The organism is Acidipila sp. EB88, from assembly GCF_003858395.1.
Taxonomy (GTDB): domain Bacteria; phylum Acidobacteriota; class Terriglobia; order Terriglobales; family Acidobacteriaceae; genus EB88.
In genome coordinates this window covers 665814-689029 of the sequence record NZ_QWEV01000005.1, presented here as the reverse complement: position 1 = coordinate 689029, position 23216 = coordinate 665814, and the positions used below count along the sequence as shown (strand labels likewise).

Annotated in this window: 18 protein-coding genes; 14 read left to right on the top strand and 4 right to left on the bottom strand. The window is 64.6% G+C overall.

The window, feature by feature from the left end; translation table 11 throughout:
- Window positions 1–45: 45 nt before the first annotated feature.
- From D1Y84_RS03705 to D1Y84_RS03680, 6 genes are all read left to right on the top strand, one after another.
- On the top strand, window positions 46–606 hold the full coding sequence (locus D1Y84_RS03705; RefSeq protein WP_124847329.1) for an RNA polymerase sigma factor: 561 nt from the start codon (window positions 46–48) through the stop codon (window positions 604–606).
- Complete coding sequence (locus D1Y84_RS03700) at window positions 603–1562, top strand: anti-sigma factor (protein ID WP_124847328.1); 960 nt, start codon at window positions 603–605, stop codon at window positions 1560–1562. The genes D1Y84_RS03705 and D1Y84_RS03700 overlap by 4 nt, the downstream gene beginning before the upstream one ends.
- A gap of 180 nt (window positions 1563–1742) precedes the next feature.
- Window positions 1743–2708 (top strand): ferritin-like domain-containing protein, encoded by a 966-nt coding sequence (locus D1Y84_RS03695; RefSeq protein WP_124847327.1) that lies wholly within the window; start codon window positions 1743–1745, stop codon window positions 2706–2708.
- 30 nt (window positions 2709–2738) lie between these two features.
- Window positions 2739–3695 (top strand): ferritin-like domain-containing protein, encoded by a 957-nt coding sequence (locus D1Y84_RS03690; RefSeq protein WP_124847326.1) that lies wholly within the window; start codon window positions 2739–2741, stop codon window positions 3693–3695.
- A 133-nt stretch (window positions 3696–3828) separates the two neighbouring features.
- The gene (locus D1Y84_RS03685) at window positions 3829–4404 is read left to right on the top strand and encodes a DUF4337 domain-containing protein (protein WP_124847325.1); all 576 of its coding nucleotides are present in this window, start codon (window positions 3829–3831) and stop codon (window positions 4402–4404) included.
- A 60-nt stretch (window positions 4405–4464) separates the two neighbouring features.
- Window positions 4465–5799 (top strand): ectonucleotide pyrophosphatase/phosphodiesterase, encoded by a 1335-nt coding sequence (locus D1Y84_RS03680; RefSeq protein ID WP_233581079.1) that lies wholly within the window; start codon window positions 4465–4467, stop codon window positions 5797–5799.
- 162 nt (window positions 5800–5961) lie between these two features.
- Here the strand turns inward: D1Y84_RS03680 and nagA are convergent, their stop codons facing one another.
- The gene (nagA, locus tag D1Y84_RS03675; protein WP_124847324.1) at window positions 5962–7119 is read right to left on the bottom strand and encodes an N-acetylglucosamine-6-phosphate deacetylase; all 1158 of its coding nucleotides are present in this window, start codon (window positions 7117–7119) and stop codon (window positions 5962–5964) included.
- 98 nt (window positions 7120–7217) lie between these two features.
- Between nagA and D1Y84_RS03670 the strand changes: the two genes are divergently transcribed.
- The 3 genes from D1Y84_RS03670 to D1Y84_RS03660 all read left to right on the top strand — a co-directional run bounded on the left by D1Y84_RS03670 (window position 7218) and on the right by D1Y84_RS03660 (window position 11811).
- Window positions 7218–8090 (top strand): deoxyribonuclease IV, encoded by an 873-nt coding sequence (locus D1Y84_RS03670; protein WP_124847323.1) that lies wholly within the window; start codon window positions 7218–7220, stop codon window positions 8088–8090.
- A gap of 46 nt (window positions 8091–8136) precedes the next feature.
- Complete coding sequence (gene leuS, locus D1Y84_RS03665; protein WP_124847322.1) at window positions 8137–10743, top strand: leucine--tRNA ligase; 2607 nt, start codon at window positions 8137–8139, stop codon at window positions 10741–10743.
- Between the two features lie 120 nt (window positions 10744–10863).
- Window positions 10864–11811 (top strand): hypothetical protein, encoded by a 948-nt coding sequence (locus tag D1Y84_RS03660; RefSeq protein WP_124847321.1) that lies wholly within the window; start codon window positions 10864–10866, stop codon window positions 11809–11811.
- Between the two features lie 79 nt (window positions 11812–11890).
- On the opposite strand, the gene D1Y84_RS03655 is transcribed toward D1Y84_RS03660, so the two are convergent.
- Window positions 11891–12502 (bottom strand): TetR/AcrR family transcriptional regulator, encoded by a 612-nt coding sequence (locus D1Y84_RS03655; protein ID WP_158615300.1) that lies wholly within the window; start codon window positions 12500–12502, stop codon window positions 11891–11893.
- A 71-nt stretch (window positions 12503–12573) separates the two neighbouring features.
- Between D1Y84_RS03655 and D1Y84_RS03650 the strand changes: the two genes are divergently transcribed.
- The 5 genes from D1Y84_RS03650 (at window position 12574) to treZ (ending at window position 19683) form a co-directional block, all read left to right on the top strand.
- Window positions 12574–13155, top strand: coding sequence for an isochorismatase family protein (locus D1Y84_RS03650; RefSeq protein WP_124847319.1), 582 nt, complete (start codon window positions 12574–12576; stop codon window positions 13153–13155).
- A gap of 189 nt (window positions 13156–13344) precedes the next feature.
- Window positions 13345–14907 carry a glutamine-hydrolyzing GMP synthase gene (guaA, locus tag D1Y84_RS03645; RefSeq protein WP_124849908.1) on the top strand — a complete coding sequence of 521 codons (1563 nt, stop codon included), beginning with the start codon at window positions 13345–13347 and terminating at the stop codon, window positions 14905–14907.
- A 277-nt stretch (window positions 14908–15184) separates the two neighbouring features.
- Window positions 15185–15955: an SDR family NAD(P)-dependent oxidoreductase gene (locus D1Y84_RS03640; RefSeq protein WP_124847318.1), complete on the top strand. Its 771-nt coding sequence runs from the start codon at window positions 15185–15187 to the stop codon at window positions 15953–15955.
- A gap of 2 nt (window positions 15956–15957) precedes the next feature.
- Window positions 15958–17928, top strand: coding sequence for a glycoside hydrolase family 15 protein (locus D1Y84_RS03635; protein ID WP_124847317.1), 1971 nt, complete (start codon window positions 15958–15960; stop codon window positions 17926–17928).
- A 21-nt stretch (window positions 17929–17949) separates the two neighbouring features.
- The gene (gene treZ / locus D1Y84_RS03630; protein ID WP_124847316.1) at window positions 17950–19683 is read left to right on the top strand and encodes a malto-oligosyltrehalose trehalohydrolase; all 1734 of its coding nucleotides are present in this window, start codon (window positions 17950–17952) and stop codon (window positions 19681–19683) included.
- Window positions 19684–19772: 89 nt separating this feature from the next.
- On the opposite strand, the gene cysG is transcribed toward treZ, so the two are convergent.
- Together cysG and D1Y84_RS03620 are read right to left on the bottom strand one after the other, a co-directional pair.
- A complete protein-coding gene (cysG, locus tag D1Y84_RS18310; RefSeq protein WP_124847315.1) occupies window positions 19773–21209 on the bottom strand; it encodes a siroheme synthase CysG in 1437 nt (478 codons plus the stop codon).
- Window positions 21210–21343: 134 nt separating this feature from the next.
- Window positions 21344–23056, bottom strand: a complete 1713-nt coding sequence (locus tag D1Y84_RS03620) for a nitrite/sulfite reductase (RefSeq protein ID WP_124847314.1) — start codon at window positions 23054–23056, stop codon at window positions 21344–21346.
- Between the last annotated feature and the right edge of the window lie 160 nt (window positions 23057–23216).

Sequence of the window (23216 nt, the reverse complement as noted above, 5' to 3'; positions counted from 1 at the left end):
GAAAATCAAGGTGAATGAAGTCCAAACCGGACCCTGGTGCGTTCTATGCAAAGAGAGACGATAGAGCAGGACCGGAACGCCGACGATTGCGCGCTTCTCGGACGGATTCGAGAAGGGGACGAGCAGGCGATGGTCCTGCTGTTCGATCGGCACGCATCGGTCGTGTACGCGGTCGCCTTGCGGGTGCTGAGCGATCCTTCCGGAGCAGAGGATGTGATGCAGGAGGTATTCCTGCGCATCTGGCGAAAACCGCCAGCGGTGGAGACTGCGTCCCTTACGGGAACGCTGGCCGGATGGTTTGCGGTGCTGGCAAGAAACCGGGCGATCGACCTGCTGCGACGGAAGCGTCCGTCCGAGTCGACCGAAGACGTGGTGCTGCTGTCGCCGGTGAACGTGGAGTCAGAGTCGGAGCACAACCTGCTGCTGCAGCGGGCGAGGACGTTGATTGGCGCGTTGCCGGAGGAGCAGCAGACTGTTTTGCAGCTGGCGTACTTCGACGGGCTAAGTCATACAGAAATAGCGGAGCGGCTGCAAAGCCCTCTGGGCACGATTAAAACCAGGCTGAGGCGTGCCGTGCTGACGCTGAGAAAGGCGGCACAGGCATGAACAACGATCCACACATTCCGATTGAAGATCTTGCACTGTTCAGCATGTCGCTGCTCGGTAGCGAGGAAGTTGCCGTGGTGCAGGAGCACCTGGAGGGTTGCGCCCTGTGTCTGGGTGAGTTGAGCCAGCTGCGGGAGTCGCTCGCGCTGTACGCATTGTCGGTGCCCCCGGTGGCGCTGCCCGCAGGCGCGCGGGACCGGTTTGTGGCAGCCATGGAAGCAGGGCCGGCAGCGAGCCGGGTCCAGGCTGGGCATCCGGGTGTAGCGACGGCGCACCAGCGCGCACAGTCTGACGGGGTCGGTACCACTGCAGGCAGCGGCCAGCGCCTTGCGTTTGCCGAGGCCGGGTCGGCATCAAGCATGCCAACGGATCATGCAGCAGCAACTTCGCCGACCGAGGCCAGGATTGCTCCGGCTGTGCCCGTCGGCAAGGCAAGAGTCCTGCCCTGGGTGGCGTGGGCAGGCTGGGCTGCGGCCGCGGCGATGCTGGTGGTGGCCACGGGGCTGAAGCAGGACCGGGATGCCCTGCGCGGAGCGTTGACGGCGGAGAACGCGCAGTTTGCGCGGATTGAAGCGGATGCGGCCCGGGCAGAACACGTGCTGCATGCGTTGTCGGACCCTTCAGCCGTGCGGGTAAACCTCGCGCTGCCCAAGGCACCGGCGGCACCGGGGGCGCGTGCAACCTATGAGCCAAGAAGCGGGACGCTGCTGTTGCAGGCGAGCAACATGGCACCACTACCGGGCGCCAGGGTGTACGAGCTGTGGCTGATCCCCGCGGACGGGGGCAAGCCCCTGCCGGCCGGCACGTTTGCGCCGGATGCGCATGGCAACGCCAGCCTCCTGATGCCCCGGCTGGCAAGTGGCGCGGGTGTGAAAGCCTTCGGGATCACGATTGAGCCAGTGGGCGGTTCCGCCACACCCACTATGCCCATCGTGCTCGCGGGTGCACCGGCCTGAGCTACGACATTTCCAGGTAACACTCGTCAAGAGAAATTTCCGGATTATCAGATTACCGAAGTGAAGAAGGCGGCCCATCAAAGTCGCCCTTCTTCTACACAATCCGTGGCATCCGATGGCATGGTTTCTACGTTGCATAAATAACGGCGCGTAGCAATTGTGCTCGTTTGAGAGAAGGCCATGGACACAGCGAATCTGATATTGCGGAATAAAGTATCGCGACGGAAGTTTATTACCGGCGTGAGTGCGGGTATGGGAGCGACGGCTGCGGTCGCGTTCGCATCGGGCTGCGGCAGTGATGACAGCTCCAACGCGACGACCACCGCTGCTCCTACTACCACGGCAGCGCCTAACGCAGAAGCGACAGACATCGCGATTCTGAATTTCGCGCTGAACCTGGAGTACCTGGAAGCAGAGTTTTACCTGCGTGCCGTGACGGGCGCCGGTCTTGCCGCTGCCGACATTGGCACCGCGCCGGGCGCAGTGACCGGTGGGACCACGGCCGTGCCGTTCCAGACGCCTTCCATCCAGGAATACGCAGTGGAGATCGCCGGTCACGAGCAGCTGCACGTGCAGGAGTTGCGCGCTACGATCACCGCGCTTGGCGGCACCCCTGCGGACCGTCCCGCGATCGATCTGCAGGCTTCCTTCATCGCGGCTGCCACGGCTGCGGGCGTTGCTAATGCGTCGTCGTTCAATCCGTTTGCGGATGAGAACAGCTTCCTGCTGGGCGCTTTCATCTTCGAGGACGTGGGCGTCACGGCCTACAACGGCGCGGCCCCGCTGATCACCAACAAAACGGCCGTGTTGCCGGCAGCCGGCGGCATTGTCGCGGTCGAGGCGTATCACGCAGGCCTGGTGCGTTCGCTGATCGTGGCGTTAGGCGGAGCCACTCTCACGGCTGCTGACCAGATCTCGGCTTTGCGCGGCGCGGCGAGTTCAGTAGCCACGGGCGCATTGAGCGCCGAGGTCGCACCCTCTTCGAGCACGCTGGTGCCGGCAGACCCGAACACCTCGGTTGGCTACGCGCGTACCACGGACCAGGTCCTGCACATTGTGTACCTGGGAGCCACCGCGGGCGTTGTGACCAAGGGCGGCTTCTATCCCAACGGCATGACCGGCACGATTGTCGCGTCCGCTTCCTAAGAACTGTTGCATACGCTTACAGGAGTAGTTATGGAACACATTGAAGACATGCAGCAAGCAGAGGAATCAAGCATCAGCAGCCGACGCAAAGCCCTGGTGATGGGTGGTGCGGCGCTGGCCGGCCTTGCCCTTTCGCGTGGCGCCCGCGCGCAGGCAGCCGCCGCGACCTCGGACCCCGCCATTCTTAACTTCGCACTGAACCTCGAATTTCTCGAGGCGCAGTTCTACACTTACGCGACCACGGGCGCGAGCATCACCGCCTCTGGCGGCGTGATCACCAGCGGCGCTGGTGCCGCTGGTGGTTCGGTCAACATCAAGGCGAACCCCATGGTGCCCTTCACCGCGGGTGGCCCGATCCAGGCGTTCGCCATGGAGACGGCCAAGGAAGAGCGCAACCATGTGGCTTTCCTGCAGAGCGCGCTGAACGCCAGTGGTGCAAATGCCGCGGTGCAGATGCCCAACATCGACCTGATGACCAGCTTCGCTACGCTGGGCGGTCTGATCGGAGTTCCTAACTTCGACCCATTTGCCAGCGAAGCGGACTTCCTGTTCGGCGCGTACATCTTCGAGGACGTGGGTGTGTCTGCTTACCTCGGGGCGGCGCCGTCGATCGCGAGCTCGGCGTATCTTTCCGCAGCACTGGGGATCCACGCGGTCGAGGCGTACCACGCAGGCATCGTTCGCACGCTGATCTTCACGGGCGGTGCAACCGGGCAAGCACTTTCAGGGACGATCGCAGCCCTGCGCCAGTCACTGAGCAACCCGCAAACGCCGGGCAAGACCACGTCGAACTTCGACACGGGTGTGACGACTTACGCAGTCGCAGCCGTGGGCGGCCAGACGGGCTCGACTGTTGTGGACGTGGACCCATCGACGGCGATCGTCGTGGGCCGCACCACGACCGAGGTGCTCAACATCGTGTACGGCGGTTCAGCATCCACGCCGGGGCTGTTCTTCCCACAAGGCATGAACGGAACGATCAAGTAGCCGATCGTTCCGCCACAGGTTTCACCGAAAGGCGCTGGGTTCCTGTCCAGCGCCTTCTTTTTTTGCCGCGGAGGCCGAGAACGCCCCGGCACCTTGATGCAGGCGCCATCGGACGGCCTTAGAATAGGCCACGATGGAAGCCAACGAAGTACAGGAACTGCACGAGCAGCATGAACACGCGCTAGAGGCCGAGCACGAAGCGGCTTCTGAGGCGCACGGCAAAAGCCTGCGGCCAGTGAGCTTTTCAATGAGCGTGCTGGCGGTGCTGGTCGCCGTGGTGACGGTGCTGGGGCACCGCACCCACACCGAGGCAGTGCTGATGCAGGCACGGGCCAGCGACCAATGGGGACTTTACCAGGCGAAAAAGATCCGGCAGAACGAAACACAGCTTGCGGTGGACCTGCTGGGTAGCGTGGCGCTGCGGGACAAGGCGGATGCTTCGGCCACGCTTGCGATGTACAAGGCGCACATGTCGAAGTGGGGCAGCGACCTGGACCACGAGCAGGAAGTCGCGCGAGGTTTCGAGGAGAAGGTCGAGGGGGCGGAAAAGAAGGCCACGCACTTTGACCTGAGCGAGGCACTGCTCGAGATCGGCCTGGTGATCACCTCGATTACGCTGCTGACGCGTTTGCGCACGTACTGGGTGATGGGCATGGTTTTTGGAGCGGTCGGCGTAGTGGTTGCTGCGATGGGGCTGCTCGCCCGCTGAGCAGCGTGTTGCAGCGGTTCGTGCGGCAAAGGGTCGCAAGGGTTCAAGGAGTAGTGAAGCGTGCAGAGTTGGAAAAAGGCGCTGAAGGTGCGCGGAGCAGTTGTGGCGCGGGCCGGCGTTGTGGCGCTGCTGGCGTCGATGTTGGGCTGGAGCGTTGGCGGTGCGCAGACTGCGTTGCCAGGGGGCGTTGCGGCGAGCGCCGTGATTGCGGTGGACCATGGACCGAACGCGCTGGTGCAGCAGGGCAAGCACTACGTGATCCTGGTGTCGCTTGACGGCTTTCGGTGGGACTACGCGACGAAGTACAAGGCAACGCACCTGCTCGCGATGGCGAAGGATGGGGCCAGCGCGCCCGAGGGGATGATTCCTTCGTATCCGTCGGTGACGTTTCCTAACCACTACACACTGGTGACCGGGCTGTACCCGGAGCATCACGGCATCGTGGCCATGGACTTCCTGAGCGAGGACCACGCCCGGCATTACCGCTACAGCGATTCAAAGACGAACGGCGATGGCAGCTGGTACGGCGGCACGCCGCTGTGGGTGCTGGCGGAGCAGCAGGGAATGCGGGCCGCGTGCTTCTTCTGGCCCGGCTCCGAAGCGGCGATCGATGGTGTGCGGCCTTCGTTTTACCTGCATTACGACGACAAGCTGCCTAACCCGGACCGCGTGGACCAGGTGCTTGCGTGGCTGAAGCTGCCCGAGGCGCAGCGACCCCATTTTGTGACGCTTTACTTTGCCGATGTGGACCATGCCGGGCACTCGTTCGGGCCGGATGCGCCCGAGACTGCGGCCGCGGTGAAGTCGCTCGACAGCATGATCGCCCGGCTGAGAACGGGGATTGCCGCGCTGCACCTGCCGGTCGACCTGGTGGTGGTGAGCGACCACGGCATGATCAAGACCGAAGGAGACTGGATCAACCTCAGCACGTATGCGGATGTTTCCGATCCGTCGCAGGTGCATACAGCGGGGTCGCTGCTATACCCGGAGAACGAGGCCGAGGCGCAGAAGCTGTACAGCGCACTCAAGATCGCGAACCCCGACTTCAAGGTGTACCGTCGCGCGGATGTGCCCAAGGAACTGCACTACAACAGCAATCCGCGCGAGGGCGACCCGGTGATCGTGCCGACCGCGCCGGTTGCGATTCGCGCCGCTGCGCCCGAGTCAGGCAAACCGGACCACGCGCCCAACGCCGGCTCGCACGGGTATGACCCGGCGCAGTTCAAGGAGATGCGTGCGATCTTCTTCGCTGAAGGCCCGGACGTGCGCGCAGGCATTGCCTTGAAGCCATTCGAGAATGTGAATGTGTACCCGTTTATTGCCGAGATACTGGGACTGGAAGCGCCACCGGTGGATGGCAGTGCGAACGTGCTGGCGCCGGCGTTGAAGCATTAGACAAGCCAAACCGCCTACGCGGCTCGCGGTCCCTTCGGGACGTGTAAATGCTAAGAACAAAGGCCTGAAGGCTCTCCGGAGAGGTTCACCCGGAGAGTTTTCAGGCACTCGCGTCTAAGGTGTATACGCCACGGAGTGGCCGCCTCCCGCGTAGGGGTTTCGCTAGACCGCTATGCCGCCGAGGTATGTGGCTTCGAGGGCGCCTGAGGCGGACAGGACGTTGAAGTCCGCGAAGCGCCCGATGGTCAGTGCGCCGATGGAGTCGGCGAAGCCTGCCATGTGGGCGGGGTTGCTGCTGGCGGCGCGGGCAGCCTGGGGGAGCGGCACGTTGGCGAACTGGGCGTAGTTGCGCACGCCGTTCTCGAGGGTGAGTGTGGAGCCAGCGAGGGTGTCGTCGCCGGTAACGGCGCGGCCTGCGGTGACGCGCACGTCGAGCTCGCCCAGCTTGTAGTTGCCGTCGGGCATGCCGGCGGCGGACATGGCGTCGGTGATCAGGATGGCGCGGTCGGCGGGCTTGGCACGCGCGAAGAGCTGCACCACGGCGGGGTCGACGTGGATGCCGTCGCAAACGAGCTCTGCGTAGAGTGCGTCCGAGGAGAGCACGGCGCCGAGCAGACCGGGTTCGCGGTGGTCGAGGCGGCGCATGGCGTTGAATGTGTGGGTGGCGGAGACGGCACCGGCGGCTATGGCGGCATGGGCGTCCGCGGACGAGCCGTCACTGTGGCCTATGGAAACGCGCACGCCCCGGCTCGTGGCATGAGTGATGAGCTCGAGCGCGCCGGGCAGCTCAGGGGCGACAGTCATGAGGCGCACGTGGCCCTCCGCAGCCTGCCACATGGCGTCGAAGAAGGCGATGGAGGGCGCGAGCAGATCGCGCGTGGGGTGAGCGCCGCGCTTGCTGTGCGAGAGAAACGGGCCTTCGAAATGGAGGCCGAGCGGACGGGCCTGGCCCGGGGCAGTCGGTGCGGCGAGCACCCTGGCAAGACCGGCGAGGCCGCGCAGGATCACGTCTTTCGGCGCGGTCATGGTGGTGGGCAGGTAGGCGCCAACGCCGTGTTTGGGCAGGAAGCGGTTCACGGTCTCGACGGCTTCGGCGGTGCCTTCCATGACGTCGTGCCCGCAGCAGCCGTGGATGTGCACGTCGAAGTAGGTGGGTGCGAGGGTGGCGCCGGGATAGTCGCGATGGAGGTCGGCCTGCGGGAGTTCGGCGGCATCGCGGCTGTGGATTGCGAGGATATGGCCGTCTTCGACAAGCAGGATCGGCTCGGGCAGCGTGCCGGTAGGGGTGACGAGATGTGCGGCGGTGATAAGGGTCTTCATGCGGTCCCTGCCATGATAAGTCGGCAGCGCCCTTGCGTGCGAGATGCCCGGTGCGTGGCCGTACCCGGTGAAAGGGAAGCACGTTTTAGACTGGGAGGATGACCACGAAGCGGATCGGCATTCATCTTTCCACGGCAGGCGGGGCGCACACCGCGGTGGAGCGGGCCAGGGCGGCGGGCGCGAACACGTTCCAGATTTTTACGTCAAGCCCCCGGACCTGGCGTGCGGCGCCGATTGCCGCGGACGTGGCGGCAAAGATGCGGGCGCTGCGAGCCGAGCATGACATTGGCCCGGCGGTGATCCACGCGAACTACCTGATCAACCTGGCTTCGCAGACAGAGGACGTGCTGGTGAAATCGTCCATCGCGTTTCGCGGCGAGGTGGAACGGGCACTGGCACTGGGGGCGGAGTTCCTGGTGCTGCACCCCGGCTCGTGGAAGGGATTGACGCGCGACGAGGGATTGCGGCGGGCGGCGCTGGGGATTGAGAAAGCGGTGGAAGGGCTGGACTTCGCGGAATCGAACTTTCACCTGCTGATCGAGAACACGGCTGGCTCGGAGCACTCGCTGGGCGGCTCGTTCGACCAGGTGGCGGAGATGGCGGAGCTGCTGCGCAGCCACCTGCCAGTGGGCGTGTGCCTCGATACGTGCCACACGCACGTGGCCGGGTACGACATCGTGAGCGAGACCGGCTGGGAGGAAACCGTCGCGGAGATCGAGCGGACGATCGGAGCCAGCAACGTCAAAGTATGGCACTGCAACGATGCCAAGGCGGCGCGCGGATCGAAGCTGGACCGGCACGAGCATATCGGCGAGGGCATGATCGGTGCAGGACCGTTTCGGCGGCTGCTGAACGACCCGCGCTTTGCGCACTGCGCTTTTGTGGCGGAGACGCCGGTGGATGAGCCGGGCGATATCGAAAAGAACGTACGCGCGCTGCAGGGACTGGCCGCGCTGGGCGGCAAAAAGTAGCCGAGTTTTGGTGGAAGCCTTTGCTTCGAGACCAGGGAGATCGCAGATGGAAGACGCAGCAAAGAATACGCACACAGCCGTGAGCGCGCAGGCAGAGACAGACGCGCGGGACGATCGCTACCAGCCGGCCACTATCGAAGCGAAGTGGGCGGAGCGCTGGGCCGCGGATCCCGACATGTACGCAGCGGAGCCGGCATCGAGCGGCAAGCCGAAGTATTACGTGCTGGAGATGCTGCCGTATCCTTCAGGCCAGCTGCACATGGGGCACGTGCGCAACTACGCCATTGGCGATGCGCTGGCGCGCTACAAGTGGATGCAGGGCTGCAACGTGCTGCACCCGATGGGCTGGGACGCGTTCGGTTTGCCGGCGGAGAATGCGGCGATCAAGAACAACACGCCGCCGCGCGAGTGGACCATCGGCAACATCGCATCGATGAAGCAGCAGATGCAGCGGCTCGGGCTGAGCTATGACTGGCGCAACGAGGTCACGACCTGCCTGCCGGATTATTACCGCTGGAACCAGTGGTTCTTTATCCGCATGTTTGAGCGTGGGCTGGCGTATCGCAAGCAGAGCAAGGTGAACTGGTGCCCGCAGTGCGCGACCGTGCTGGCCAATGAGCAGGTGGTGAACGGCTGCTGCTGGCGGCATGACGACCAGATAGTGGAGCTGCGCAACCTGGAGCAGTGGTTCTTTCGCACGACCGAGTACGCGCAGGAGCTGCTGGACGGGCTGGACCAGCTGCCCAACTGGCCAGACAAGGTGCGCACGATGCAGCGCAACTGGATCGGCCGGTCGGATGGCGCGGAGCTTGCGTTTGAGGTGGTGGCCGGCGAGCCGATGCAGGGCGATGCGGGCAAGGAGATCCTGCCGGCGAGCGGCGTCACGCTGACGGGCGATCGCATCACCGTATTTACCACGCGAATCGACACGATCTACGGCGCGACCAGCGTGCAGCTTGCACCGGAGCACCCGCTGGTGACGGGCTGGGCAGCCGGGGACCCGACGCTGCGAGAGCACGTGGACGGCATGCTGGAGCAGCAGAAGGCCGCACGCGAAGGCGGCGACCTGGCGGGGCTCGAAAAGCACGGCGCGTTTACCGGCCACTATGCGCAGAACCCGTTTACGGGCGAGCTGCTGCCGGTGTGGATCGCGAACTACATCCTGGCGGACTACGGCACGGGCGCCATTATGAGCGTGCCCGCGCACGACGAGCGCGACTGGGAGTTTGCGGGGAAGTATGGCCTGCCGGTGCGGCAGGTGGTGGAGGTGCCGGGTGCGGAGAACGCACTGCCGGTGCTGGGCGAGGAGGGCGCTGTGCTGGTGCACTCGGGCAAGTGGTCCGGGCTGGCCTGTGCCGAGGCGCGCGCGCAGTTGAGCGCGGAAGCGGCCGCGGGCGGCTACGGCAGGGCGACGATCACGTTTCGTTTGAAGGACTGGGGCGTGAGCCGGCAACGGTACTGGGGCACGCCGATCCCGATGCTGTACTGCGGTGACTGCGGCATTGTGCCGGTGCCCGACGACCAGTTGCCGGTGCTGCTGCCGGAGAATGTGGCGATCACGCAGCAGGGCGGCTCGCCGCTGGCGCAGGTGCCGGAGTTTGTGAACGCGACCTGCCCGAAGTGCGGCGGCCCGGCGCGGCGCGAGACCGACACCATGGACACGTTTGTGGACTCGAGCTGGTACTTCTATCGCTACACGAGCGCGAAGGACTCGACGGCTCCGTTCGACAAGGAAGCCGCAAAGTACTGGTTCCCGATCGACCAGTACATCGGCGGGGTGGAGCACGCGATCCTGCACCTGATCTACTCGCGGTTCTGGACCAAAGTGATGCGCGACCTCGGGCTGATCACGAATGCGGAGCCGGCGGAGCGGCTGTTTACGCAGGGCATGGTGATCAAGAACGGCGCCAAGATGTCGAAGTCCAAGGGCAACGTGGTGTCGCCGGACGAGATGATCGGGCGTTACGGCGCGGACGCGACGCGAATGTATGCGTTGTTCGCCGCGCCGCCGGATCGTGATCTGGAATGGCAGGAGGACGGGGTCGCGGGCGTTTCGCGGTTCCTGGCCAAGGTGTACCGGTTTGTGCAGCGGCACAGTGCGGCGGCGCTGGAAGCGGGTGACGCGGCATTGCCCGAGCAGCCGAACGCGGACGAGCAGGTGGTGCTGCGCAAGCTGCACCAGTGCATCCGCAAGATCACCGAGGACTTCAACGACCGGTGGCACTTCAACACGTGCATTGCGGCGATTATGGAGCTGCAGAATGTGCTGACGGGGGCGGATGAGCGATTTGCTTCCGGTGCGATTCGGCCAGAGGTGACGGCGCACGTGTTGCGGCGTGTGGTACTGCTGCTGGCGCCGTTTGCGCCCTACATGACGGCGGAGTTGTGGGCAGAGCTGGGTGAATCAGGCGGATTGCTGCGGACGCCGTGGCCCGCGTTTGACGAGGCACTGGCGAAGGCGAGCGAACTGGAGGTGCCGGTGCAGATCAATGGCAAGCTGCGGACCGTGATCAAACTGGCGGCGGATGCGGGCGAGCCGGCGATGCGCGAGGCGGCGCTGGGCGATGAGCGGGTGCTGGCCGCGATTGAGGGCAAGCAGGTGGTGAAGATGATCGTGGTGCCGGGCAAGCTGGTGAACCTGGTGGTGCGGTAGCACTCAGCTGTTCTGCCTGATGCAGGTGGGGTTTGAAGTGCGCGTGTCTCATGGCAGGCTTGTTGGTTGAGCGCGTATTTGCGAAGGGGCTGAGGGTTGAGTGCGGAAAAGACGGCGGGTATGAGCGTGCTTTCGGACGATCCTCAAGTGCCTATACGAGCGGTGGGCTCGCCTGTGCCAAGGGTGGCGGTGCTGGCGCCGCTGCGGGAGCGGCCGGGATTGCTGTTCGGTGAGCTCGCCTGGCGGTGGAGCTGCGGCGGCCTGCTGCTGCTGCTGGCCGGGTACCAGGGGTGGCGCATCGTGGAGGCGTGGCTGCCTTGGATCCGCGCGACCGGGTTGCTGTCGTTGTCTGGCGACAGCCTGCTTGAAGATCCATCGAGACTGACGACGGCATTTGCCGCAGCATCGGCGATCGTGATGCCGCCGATCGAGCATGCCGCGTGGGGACTGGGGCCGTTGGCGGTGTTTTGCTGGGTAGCGGCTTTCGCGTGGGGTCGTAGCGGGGTGCTGCGCAGCTACGACGTGCGGCTGCCGCGGCGACCCTGGCTGCTGGCTGCAGCCGAGGGCTCGCGGCTCGCGGTGATGCTGGCTGCCTCGGCGGTGTGGGGTGAGCTGGTGCAGCTCTCGTCTGCCGTGGCACTGCGCGGGAGCGCACCAAATGGCCTGTTGTACGGGGTGCTGGTGCTGGCGGCTACGGTGCTGGTGCTGGCGGGGTGGGGGCGCATTGCGCGCACCATCGAAGCTGCCATGGCGCTCGGACTGGTGGACTCGTTGGGGTTCTTGACAGCATTTCGAGCGGCCTGGCAGCTCCGGGGAAGTGCCATCTCGGCCGAGGTTGGCGCAACCCGAAAGGCTGCCGGTCGCCTGCGGCTCTGGCTTGTGGGCGCGGCCGTGGTGTTTACATTGCTGCCTGCTCCGTTCTCGACGGGCTGGCAACTAGTGGCGTGGTGGCTGCTGCTGTCGCTGGTGCTGCTGGCCGGAGCGGACGCGGTGCGACTCGGTGTGCTGTTTGCGCTGTTGGGCGCGACGCGGGCGCGACGGGCGGCGATGGGTGGGTCGAAGAGCTGAAGACACTTGCCGGCGCATGGCTCCATGCGGAGGCGGTGCCTTGCGCGCCTATCCCTTCAGGAGCGGAGGCACGGGTTGGTCAGGCTGCGAACACGGCTTCGAGGTAGACCGTCATAAGGGTTTGGAATTCGAGCTGAATGGGGATGCGCTCGGACGCGGCAGCGTCGGCATACAGGTGCATCATGCCGCGCACGATCTGCAGGAGGACGCCAGCCCGCAAATGGGCCGACTCCGCAGTGAGCGAGGGAACGCGGCGGCGCAGCGCATCCACAAGCGTCGCGCGGAATGCCCGCTTGGCGGCAGCGCTGCGGCGCAGGGGAACGGGCGCGGCCTGCAGTTGCAGGTATGAGGGGTTGGCCTGGATAAAGTCGAGAAAGCGGGCGAGGAACTGTTCCGAGAAGGCGGCGGCCGAGATTTCGGTGACCTGGTCGAAGAGAGGCTTCCAGTGCTGCTCAATGCGGCTCGCGTGGATGTCGAGCAAGGCCACGGCGAGCGTCTTCTTGTCAGGGAAGTAGCTGTACAGCGCGCCAATGGAGGAGCCTGCGCGCTCGGCGATGGCGGTCATCGTGGTGGCCTGGAAACCGACTTCGGCAAACAGGGCCTCACTCGCATCAAGAAAGGCGCGAACGCGACGGGCCGAGCGATCCTGTTGCGGGGCGCGCCGTGTCGGAGTTGACGGACGCGAGGGCATCCTCATATTCTAAGCACAGAAACGTGAGGCAATCCTCATGTTCGCAAGCCAAACCCAAGGAGCCTGCACGCATGAGTGACGCAACGAGCCCGGACCTCACGATCGACCCGAAAACCACCGCACTGGTGTTGATTGATCTGCAGAATGCCATCGTGAGTCGCGACGTCAAGCCGTACCCTGCGAGCGAGATCATGCAACAGGGACGCAGCCTGGCCGAAGCATTTCGCGCCAAGGGTGCGCCGGTGATCTACGTCCACGTGCTGATCGACAACTTTCTGCAATTACAAATCGACGAGCCCCTGCAGCTCCCCAAGGATCTGCCGCCTTCCATGAACGACATCGCCGACGGAGCCGGCATGCAGCCGGGCGACCTGCTGATTGCCAAGCGTCACTGGGGAGCTTTCGCGCAGACCAACCTGGAGCAGGAGTTGCGTACGCGCGGCGTTAAGACGGTGGTTCTGGCCGGCATCGCGACCAACCTGGGGGTGGAAAGCACGCTTCGCCAGGGCACCGGACTGGGCTTCTCGTTCGTCACGGTCGAAGACGCATGCTCGACGTTTACGCAGGAGATGCAGGACTTTGCGTTCAAGGTCATCTTTCCCCGGATCTCCAAGGTGCGCACGACCGCGCAGGTGCTGGCGGCGATCGGTTAGAAGCCAAAACCGCCTGCGCGGCTGGCGGTCCCTTCGGGACGTGTGTACCTGCAAGCCAAGGCCTCAAGGCTCCCAAGATGTTCTTGGGAAGCTTGAGGCCTTCGTTCGTAACAAGTACACGCCACGAAGTGGCGCCTCCCGCGCAGGGGGTCTTGCCGTTAGACTGGCAGTGTGGAAACCACCGCAAGCATTGCTTCTTCGATCGTCATTCTTGATTTCGGCTCGCAGTACACGCAGCTGATTGCACGCCGTATTCGCGAGTTGAACGTGTTCTCTGCCGTGCTGCCCTGCACGGCTTCGCTCGCCGAGATACAGGCTTTGAAACCGCGCGGCATCATTCTTTCGGGCGGTCCTTCGTCGGTGTACGACGCGGACGCGCCCAAGGCTGACCCCGCAGTCCTGCAGATGGGGCTGCCGGTGCTGGGCATCTGCTATGGGCTGCAGTTTATCGTGCATCACCTGGGTGGGCGGGTCGAGCCAGCGGCGCGGCGCGAGTATGGCGACGCCGAGGTGCAGATTCTCGATCCGGAGTCTGCCGTGTTTGCGGGGCTGCCGGCAATGCTGCGGGTGTGGATGTCGCATGGGGACGAGGCGCTGGAGTTGCCCACGGGCTTCCACGTGACGGCGAAAACGCCGACCTCGCTGGCGGGCATTGCCAATGCCGAGAAGCGGATCTGGGCAGTTCAGTTTCATCCCGAAGTGGCGCATACCAGGCAGGGCATGGAGCTGCTGCGGAACTTCGTGGAGGGGATCTGCAAAGTTGTGCCGGACTGGACGCCCGAGCACTTTATCACCGAGACAATCGAGACGATTCGCCGGCGCGTGGGGACGGGTCACGCGATCTGTGCGATCTCGGGTGGGGTGGACTCGTCAGTGGCGGCGGTGCTGGTGCACCGGGCCATCGGCGACCAGCTGACGTGCGTGTTTGTGGACAACGGCGTGCTGCGCAAGGGCGAGTTCGAAAAAGTGCAGCAGAACCTGCGCGGCAAGCTGGGGCTGAACCTCGTGGCGGTCGACGCGAAGGATCGCTTCCTGTCGAAACTGGCCGGGGTGAGCGATCCGGAGACCAAGCGCAAGGTGATCGGGCGCGAGTTCATCGAGGTGTTCGACGATGAAGCGGCGCGGATCCTGGCGGAGTCGGGCGATGCGAAGCCGGATGGCGTGGCGTGGCTGGTGCAGGGAACGCTGTACCCGGATGTGATCGAGTCGTCGTCGGTGAAGGGTCCGTCGATGACGATCAAGAGCCACCACAACGTAGGCGGGCTGCCGGAGACGATGAAGCTCAAGCTGATCGAGCCGCTGCGCGACCTGTTCAAGGACGAGGTGCGGCGCATTGGCCGGGAGCTGGGCATGCCCGAGGACATCCTGGGGCGGCAGCCGTTCCCGGGGCCGGGGCTGGCGGTGCGCATCCTCGGCGAGGTCACGGCGGAGCGCGTGGCGATCCTGCAGGAAGCCGACGAGATCGTTGTGGATGAGATCAAGGCTGCGGGGTTGTATCGCGAGATCTGGCAGTCGTTCGCCGTGTTGCTGCCGGTTAAGAGTGTGGGCGTGATGGGCGACCAGCGCACCTACGCGAACACCTGCGCGATTCGCGCGGTGCACTCGGAGGATGGCATGACGGCGGACTGGGTGCCGCTGCCGTACGAGCTGCTGGCGCGCATGTCGAGCCGGATCGTAGGCGAGGTGCGCGGGATCAATCGCGTGGTGTACGACATCACCTCGAAGCCGCCGGGCACGATCGAGTGGGAGTAAGCGCGAGGTAAACCGCCTGCGCGGCTTGCGGCCACTTCGTGGCGGACACTCGTTCAGAGCAGAGCCTCGAGATACCCTGGGTGACCGATTCCGGGGTGTCTTGAGGCTTTTGCTTTCGGGTATACCTGCCACGAAGTGGCCGCTTCCCGCGCAGGGGGTCTTACCTTGCTTCTGTGGCTCAACGCTGTTTTTCCGCGTGCGTGGTTCGTGCGGGAATCCGCTGCATCCAATGGCGGGATACGCGCTGGGGAAGCATGGCGCCGGGGAGAAGGAATCGATGGGTTTTCTAGAGGGTCGTGTTGCCGTGGTGACCGGAGCGGGTTCGGGGATCGGGCAGGCGATCGCAGTGCGCCTGGCCAAGGAAGGCGCGAAGGTCGTGGTGGACTATATCGGCAGCGACGAAGGCGCGAAGGAAACGCTCAGCAGCATTCATGCAGCGGGCGGCGAGGGCGTGATTTTCCAGGCGGATGTAACCGATCTGCAACAGGTACAGGCATTGATGGATGTGGCGCACAGCACGTACGGCAAGTGTGACGTGCTGGTGAATAACGCCGGTCTCGAGATCAAGGCCGACTTCTGGGATGTGACGGAAGAGCAGTACGAGAAGGTGTTGGACGTCAACCTCAAGGGGCCATTTTTCCTGACGCAGGCATTTGTGCGCAGGCTGCGTGAAACGGATGCAAAAGGCCGCGTGATCAATATCAGTTCCGTGCACGAGGACATGGCGTTTCCAGGTTTTGCGTCGTACTGCATGAGCAAGGGCGGTATGCGGATGATGATGCGCGATCTCGCGGTGGAGCTGGGACCGCTCGGTATCACGATCAACAACGTGGCGCCCGGAGCGATCATTACCCCCATTAACGCGAAGCTGATGAGCGATGAAAGTAAGACGGCGCAGTTGCGGCGCAACATCCCGCTTGGGGTGATGGGCCATGTGGACGATGTGTCGGGCGTTGTGGCGTTTCTTGCCTCGGACGAAGCAGCGTACATTACCGGCTCGACGTTTACGGTCGATGGCGGCCTTTCCCGTTCGTATCACGAGCAATAACCATGGCCCTGCGGATTGAAGACTACGGAGTGATCGGCGACTGCGAAACCGCGGCGCTGGTGGGCAAGGATGGCTCGATCGACTGGCTGTGCTGGCCGCACTTCAGCGCGGATGCGTGTTTTGCGGCGTTGCTGGGTGACGAGGGGAACGGGCGCTGGCTGGTAGCGCCCGTTGTGGCGGAAGGCGAAGAGCCCTGGGTAGCGACATGGCGCTACCTGCCGAAGTCGCTGATCCTGGAAACGACCTGGACGCGTGGCGAGGATGAAGCACGCGTCACGGACTTTATGCCGTCGCGCGATGAGCACTCGCACCTTGTACGCAAGGTGGAGTGTGTGCGGGGCCGCGTGCCGATGCACATGGAACTGGTGCTGCGTTTCGACTACGGCCGGTCGATTCCATGGGTGACCAGCGCGGAGGACACGATCCGCGCCATTGCAGGACCGCACATGGTGCTGTTTCGCTCGCCGATGCCGACCTACGGCAAAGACCGTAAGACGATGGCCGAGTTTGCACTGATTGCAGGCGAAAGCGTGTGCATGACGCTGTCGTACGCGCACTCCGCGGGTGAAGATCCCCCGGTGGTGGATGCGGAGGGCGAGTTGATCGCAGCGGTGGGGTACTGGAACGAGTGGACCTCGCAGTGCAACCGGGCGGGCAAGTACACCGAAGCCGTGGAGCGCTCGCTGATCACGCTGAAGGCCTTGACGTACCGGCCGACGGGCGGCGTGGTGGCTGCGGTGACGACCTCTTTGCCGGAGCAGCTGGGTGGCCCGCGTAACTGGGATTACCGTTACTGCTGGCTGCGCGACTCGACGTTTACGCTGCTGGCGCTGATGAACGGCGGCTTTTACAAGGAAGCCGAAGGCTGGCAGGACTGGCTGCTGCGCGCGATCGCCGGCAGCCCGGAGCAGGTGCAGATCATGTACGGCATTGGCGGGGAGCGCCAGCTGCTGGAGTGGGAGGTGCCGTGGCTCGAAGGCTACGAGGGATCGAAGCCGGTGCGCGTGGGCAATGCCGCGGCGGAGCAGTTGCAGCTGGATATTTACGGCGAGGTGCTGGGTGCGTTTTCGCAGTCGCTGGCCGGCATTAAGGAGCCGCGCCCGGTGGACCTGCACCTGCAGGAGCTGCTGGTGGACCACCTGCTGACAATCTGGCAGGAGCCGGACCAGGGTATCTGGGAGGCGCGTTCGGGGCCGCAGCAGTACACCTACTCCAAGGTGATGGTGTGGGTGGCGTTTGACCGCGCGATCCGGATCGCTGAGCAGATGGGCGTGGAAGAGCAGAAGGCCGTGAAGCTCGACGCGTGGAGGCAGGCACGGGACCAGGTGCACCAGGACGTTTGCGAGAAGGGCTTCAACAAGAAGGTCGGCGCGTTCACGCAGTTCTATGGGAGCGACGAGCTGGACTCTTCGCTGCTGCTGCTGGCGCTCTCGGGCTTTCTGCCGCCGGAAGATCCCCGGATCAAAAGCACGGTCGAGGCAATCGAGCAAAAACTGATGCGCAACGGGCTGCTGCTGCGCTATGACACGGGTAAGTCGAGTGATGGACTGCCGGAGGGCGAAGGCTCGTTTTTGGCGTGCTCGTTCTGGCTGGTCGGCTGCCTGAACCTGATCGGCCGCAGGGAGGACGCGTATGCGCTGCTGGACCGCCTGCTGCTGCTGCGCAGTGACCTGGGACTAATGGCCGAGGAGTACGACACGGCGAAGAAGCGGCAGGTGGGGAATTTCCCGCAGGCGTTCTCGCACATCGCAATGATCAACGCTATTTTCGAGCTGGAAGACGGCGAGACCCTTCACAAGTTGCGCGATCCCGAGGTGCGCGTCGGCACCCGGGAGCCGGTAGGCGTGACGGAGCTTGATCCCGAGCCATCAAAGATCGATGCAAGCGATACGGGCGAAGAACCGCGGATGCGCGAAGAAAGTGCATCTACACCTCAGGACCCACTGGAACAAGGCAAAGAGCCGCAACAGTGAGGCGAGGAGCAGGGCAGAGGCATGCATACGTTTAAAGTTTGGGCTCCCAAAGCGGAGACTGCAGAAGTAAAGGTCGAAGGCAAGACGTACCCGCTGAACCAGCAGGATGGCGGCTGGTGGAGCGCCTCCGTAGACGATGCCGCGGATGGCACCAAGTACGTGTTCCTGCTGGATGGCAAGGACCAGGAGCTGCCGGATCCCCGGTCGGCGTTTCAGCCGGAAGGTGTGAATGGGCCTTCGCAGGTCGTGGACCATGCGAAGTTTCAGTGGGCGGATAACGGGTTCCGTGCTGTGCCATTTCAGGCGGCGATTATTTATGAGCTGCACGTAGGCACGTTCTCTCCCGAAGGCACCTGCGATGGCGTGATCGCGAAGCTGGATTACCTGCGCGAGCTGGGCGTGACGCACATCGAGCTGCTGCCGTTCGCGGAGTTCCCGGGCAAGCATGGCTGGGGCTACGACGGTGTAGATCTGTTTGCACCGCATGCTGCGTATGGTGGCCCGGATGGGTTGAAGCGGCTGGTGGATGCGGCGCACGGCAAGGGGCTTGCCGTGATGATGGACGTGGTCTACAACCACTTTGGGCCGGCCGGGAACTACGTGGGGCAGTTTGGCCCGTACTTCACCGATCAGCACAAGACCCCGTGGGGCGACGCGGTGAACCTGGAAGACGCGGGCTCGTACGAGGTACGGCGGTTCTTCTGCGACAACGCGCTGATGTGGCTGCGCGATTACCACATGGATGGTTTGCGGCTGGATGCGGTGCACGCGTACATCGATCGCTCGGCCATCAACTTCATGGAGCAGATCAACACCGAGGTGCACGCGCTGCAGGTGGAGACGGGCAAGCCGTACCTGATGATCGCGGAGAGCGACCTGAACGATCCGCGGCTGGTACAGCCCAAGGCCGCGCGCGGGTATGGCTTCGATGCACAGTGGAGCGACGACTTTCACCATGCCGTGGTTGCGCTGCTGACGGGCGACACGAGCGGCTACTATGCCGACTTTGGCGACTTTGCAGACCTGGGCAAGGCGCTGACGCAGGCGTTCGTCTATGACGGGCAGTTCTCGGAGTTTCGTGACCGCGTGCATGGACGGCCGGTACATGACCTGCCGGGGTGGCACTTCTGCGGCTACTCGCAGAATCATGACCAGGTAGGCAACCGGGCCAAGGGCGAGCGCCTGCAGCACCTGACCGATATGCCCCGGGCCAAGATCGCCGCGGCGTTGACACTGCTTGCACCGTTTCTGCCGATGCTGTGGCAGGGCGAAGAGTTCGCAGCCTCGACACCGTTCCTGTACTTCACGGACCACGAAGACAAGGAACTCGGCAAGCTGGTTTCGGAAGGGCGCAAGAAGGAGTTCGAAGCGTTCGGCTGGGACCCCGAGGACATTCCTGATCCGCAGGATGCATCGACGTTTGAAGCTTCCAAGCTCAAGTGGGACGAGGTGGCACAGCCGGAACATGCGGAGATGCTGCGCTTCTACAAGGAGCTGATCGCGCTGCGCAAGGGGCAACGTGAGCTGCTGGACGGCGTGCTGGACCACGTGGACGTGGACTTCGATGACGAGGACCAGTGGTTCACCATGCAGCGCGGCGGCATCGTGCTGGTGTTTACGCTGGCGGAAGAAGGCTACTCGGCTGGACTGGACGAGAGTGTGACGCTGCTGCTTGCGTCGGATCCTGGGATCCAGGTGGTGGAAGGCCATCTGACGATGCCTGGGGTGGGTGTCGCGGTGTTGCAGGTCGGGTAAACCGCCTGCTGGCGCACAGCGCTATTGCGGCTGGCGGTCCCTTCGGGACGTGTCTACGTTAGGACTAAACCCAGCATCTCTCCGGATAGTTATTCCGGAGAGATGCTGGGCTTTCCTGTTTCAGGTGAACCCGCCACGAAGTGGCCGCTTCCCGCGTAGGGGGTCTTGTTTTCTGCCTGCTCTGCGAAAACGGCGCCGCCCATGAGCAGCACGGGTGCGGGGCCGGGCGCGGTGTGATGGAGCAGGCCCAGGGTGGTTCGGGTGGACTGCTGGTCGGGTCGGCCGGCGTGCGAGACCAGGACGCAGGGGTAGTCGGCAGGCAGGCCCTCGGCGCTCCATTGCCGGGCGATTGCGGTAAGGTCGCGGCCGGGCATGTAGACGACGCGGGTGGGTTCGGGATTGCGTGGCTCGTCGGGCGCGGTGTGGCCGGTGGCGAGCAGGATGGACGAGGCGGCGCGGCGGTCGGTAAGTGAGCAGGGCAGGGCAGCGGCTGCGGCAGAGGCTGCGGTGACGCCGGGCACGACCGCGAACGGGATGTTGGCGGCGCGCAGTGCGTCCATCTCTTCGCCGGCGCGGCCGAAGAGCAGGGGATCGCCGCTTTTGAGGCGGATGACACGGCGGCCGGAGCGGGCGCCTGCGAGCATGAGCTCGTGGATCTGCGCCTGGGTGATGGAGGCGCGGCCGCAGCGCTTGCCGACGTTTACGATTTCGGCGGTTGCGGGGGCAAGGGCGAGCACGGCGTCGGGCACAAGGTCGTCGTGCAGGAGCAGGTCGGCGCCGGCGAGCAGGCGCGCAGCCTTGACGGTAAGAAGGTCAGGGTCGCCGGGGCCTGCGCCGACCAGCCAGACGCTGACTTGCTCGGTGGGTGCGGATGGCGCTGTTGTTGCTGCCGTGGGCCTGGTTGCTGTCGCGGGGGGCACGGGTGGCAACACGAGCTCGCGGGACGGGCATGTTTCGGAGTGGCAGGCGGAACGGTGGGCGAGCTGCTGCAACAGCAGCTTGCGGGGCTCGCCAGAGGGGTAGGCGGCAAGTACATCCTGCCGGATGCGGCCGATGGCATGGAGCCAGGGGCCGAGATCGCGCGGAAGCTGGGCGTCAATCTCGTGGCGCAGGCGCTGCGCGAGCGAAGGCGAGTCGCCGTTGGTGGAAATGGCTATCTGCAGGTCGCCGCGCGCGACCACGGAACCGTAATAGAAGTCGCAATGCGGAATGTCGTCGACGGCATTGCACAAAATGCCGCGCTCCGCGCACAGGCGGTAGACGTGCTGGTTGATGGGTTGGAAGTTGGTGCCGGCGATGACGATGAACTGCCCGTCGAGGTCGGTGTCCTGAAACTCGCGCCGATGCCAGGTGATGGCGCCGCGTTCGGCGAGTCGCTCGATCTCGGGCTTCGCCCAGGGTGCGACCACAGTGACCTGGGCATCGCTTGCGACGAGGCTTTCGATCTTGCCGGAGGCGACCTCGCCCGCGCCCACAACCAGGGCGGCGCGGCCATTGAGCTTGAGGAAGACGGGAAGCAGACTCATCGGCAAAACCTCCTGGAGCTGCCAGCCGAACGCGGGTTCTTCGCTGCGCTCAGGATGACAGATCGAACTACGTGCGTTCACCCGGTTGCGCAAGCGGCGTGGGAACTTATGTTCCCGCGCCGACGCTTCGTACCTTACATGTCCGAGCTGGCAGGACCGCTGATGGCGGCATCGCGGTCGACCGGGGCGACGGCTTCGCCGGCAAGCTGGGCGCGCAGCTCTTCGTTGGAGTGGCGGGCGAAGTAGGCGCGCAGGGTTTCGCCCTCGCCGAGACGCTTGCCCTGGTAGGTATTGAGCAGGCGCTCGATGGCTTCGGGCACGTCGGTGGCCGGGATGCGGTAGCCCACGGGGCGGGCGGTCGCGGCATGCTGGCCGACCGAGCCGCCGACGCAGAAGTAGTAGGCGTCGACGAGCTTGCCTTCGTGCTTGATTTTTTTGCCTTCGATGCCGATGTCGGCGATCCAGTGCTGGCCGCAGGAGTTGGGGCAGCCGGTGACGTGGAGGCGGAGCTGCTGGTCAAAGGCCGGGATGCGTTCTTCGAGCTCATCCACGAGCCAGCGAGTGAAGCCCTTGGTCTCGGTCAGCGCGAGCTTGCAGAACTCCGTGCCGGTGCAGGCCACGGCGCCCCGCCAGAACTGCGAGCCTTCAACGCGGATGCCGATCTGGCCCAGGGCAGCGGCAAGCTCGTTGGCGCGGGCGGTGTCGATATCGACAAAGATGAGGTTCTGGCCGACGGTGAGGCGGACATCGCCCTTGCCGTACCGGTCGGCGAGCTCGGCGCAGGCAGTAAGCTGGTCGCCTGTGAGGCGGCCGCGCAGCACGGAGGCGCCGACCGAGGAAAGGCCGGGCTGGCGCTGGGGGTGAATGCCGACGTGGTCGCGCAGGACGTCGTCCGGAACGATCTCGTCGACGGGCGCGGGCAACTTGCGGCCGAGGCGACGCTCAACGTCGGCGAGGAAGGTCTCGGCGGTCCAGCCTTCCTTGATAAAGAGGTACTTGAGCCGGGCGCGGTCGCGGTTCTCGCGCAAACCCTGCTGGTCGCGGAAAAGCTCGGTGATGGCGCGCGTCACAGCGAAGGCTTCGTCTTTCGGAACCCAGCAGGGGAGCTTGACGGCCAGATGCGGTTCCTTGGAGAGGCCGCCGCCTACGCGGATGGAGAAGCCCTCCTCGGTGCCGCGCATGGTGGCGGTGAGGCCGATATCGTTGATCTCCGGGTAGGAGCACCAGAGCGGGCAACCGGTCACCGAGATCTTGAACTTGCGGGGCAGATTGTAGAAGGCCGAGTTGCCGATCAGGTCGTTCGCGACCTGGACGGCGAGCGGCGCGGCGTCGAAGAGTTCGTGGCCGTCGATGCCGGCGAGCGGGCAGCTGGTCACATTGCGAACGACGTCGCCGCAGGCGCCCTTGGGGGAGAGGCCGACCTTGAGCAGAGCGTCGACGACTTCGGGGAGCGACTCGATGGTGAGCCAGTGAAGCTGGATGTTCTGGCGGACGGTGATGTCGGCGAGGTTGCGGGCGTGCACCCTGGTGATGTCGGCAATGACGCGAAGCTGTTCGGAGGAAAGCTGCCCGGCGGGTGAGGCGATGCGCATCATGAAGTACGGAGACGCGAGACCTTCGCCGTTTTTGCCGCCGGTGACACCGGCACCATCGCCCTGCGTGTACACGCCCCACCACTTGAAGTAGACCCCTGCCCACTCGGGCAGAACGCTGGAGCGGCCTTCGCGGGCGAACTGGCGCACCTCGTCAAAAACATCCCACGGGTTCTTTTCGACCTTGAGGCGTTCGACGCGTTGGGCCTTGGTTTCCTTGAGAGCGGGGGCAGCAGGGGCGTTCTGGTCTGGCATGGGTCCTCGGTGCTGGGTCAACGTACGGTAAAACGAAAGGCCCGCCTGGGTATGGTGCCGGGCGGGCCTTCGCGGGGTGTGTTCTAGGAGGAACGTCGCCTTTAGAGCGCCCGGGCCGCGTGCGCGGAGAGACAACAGCTTTGGGCGGGTGCGAGCGACA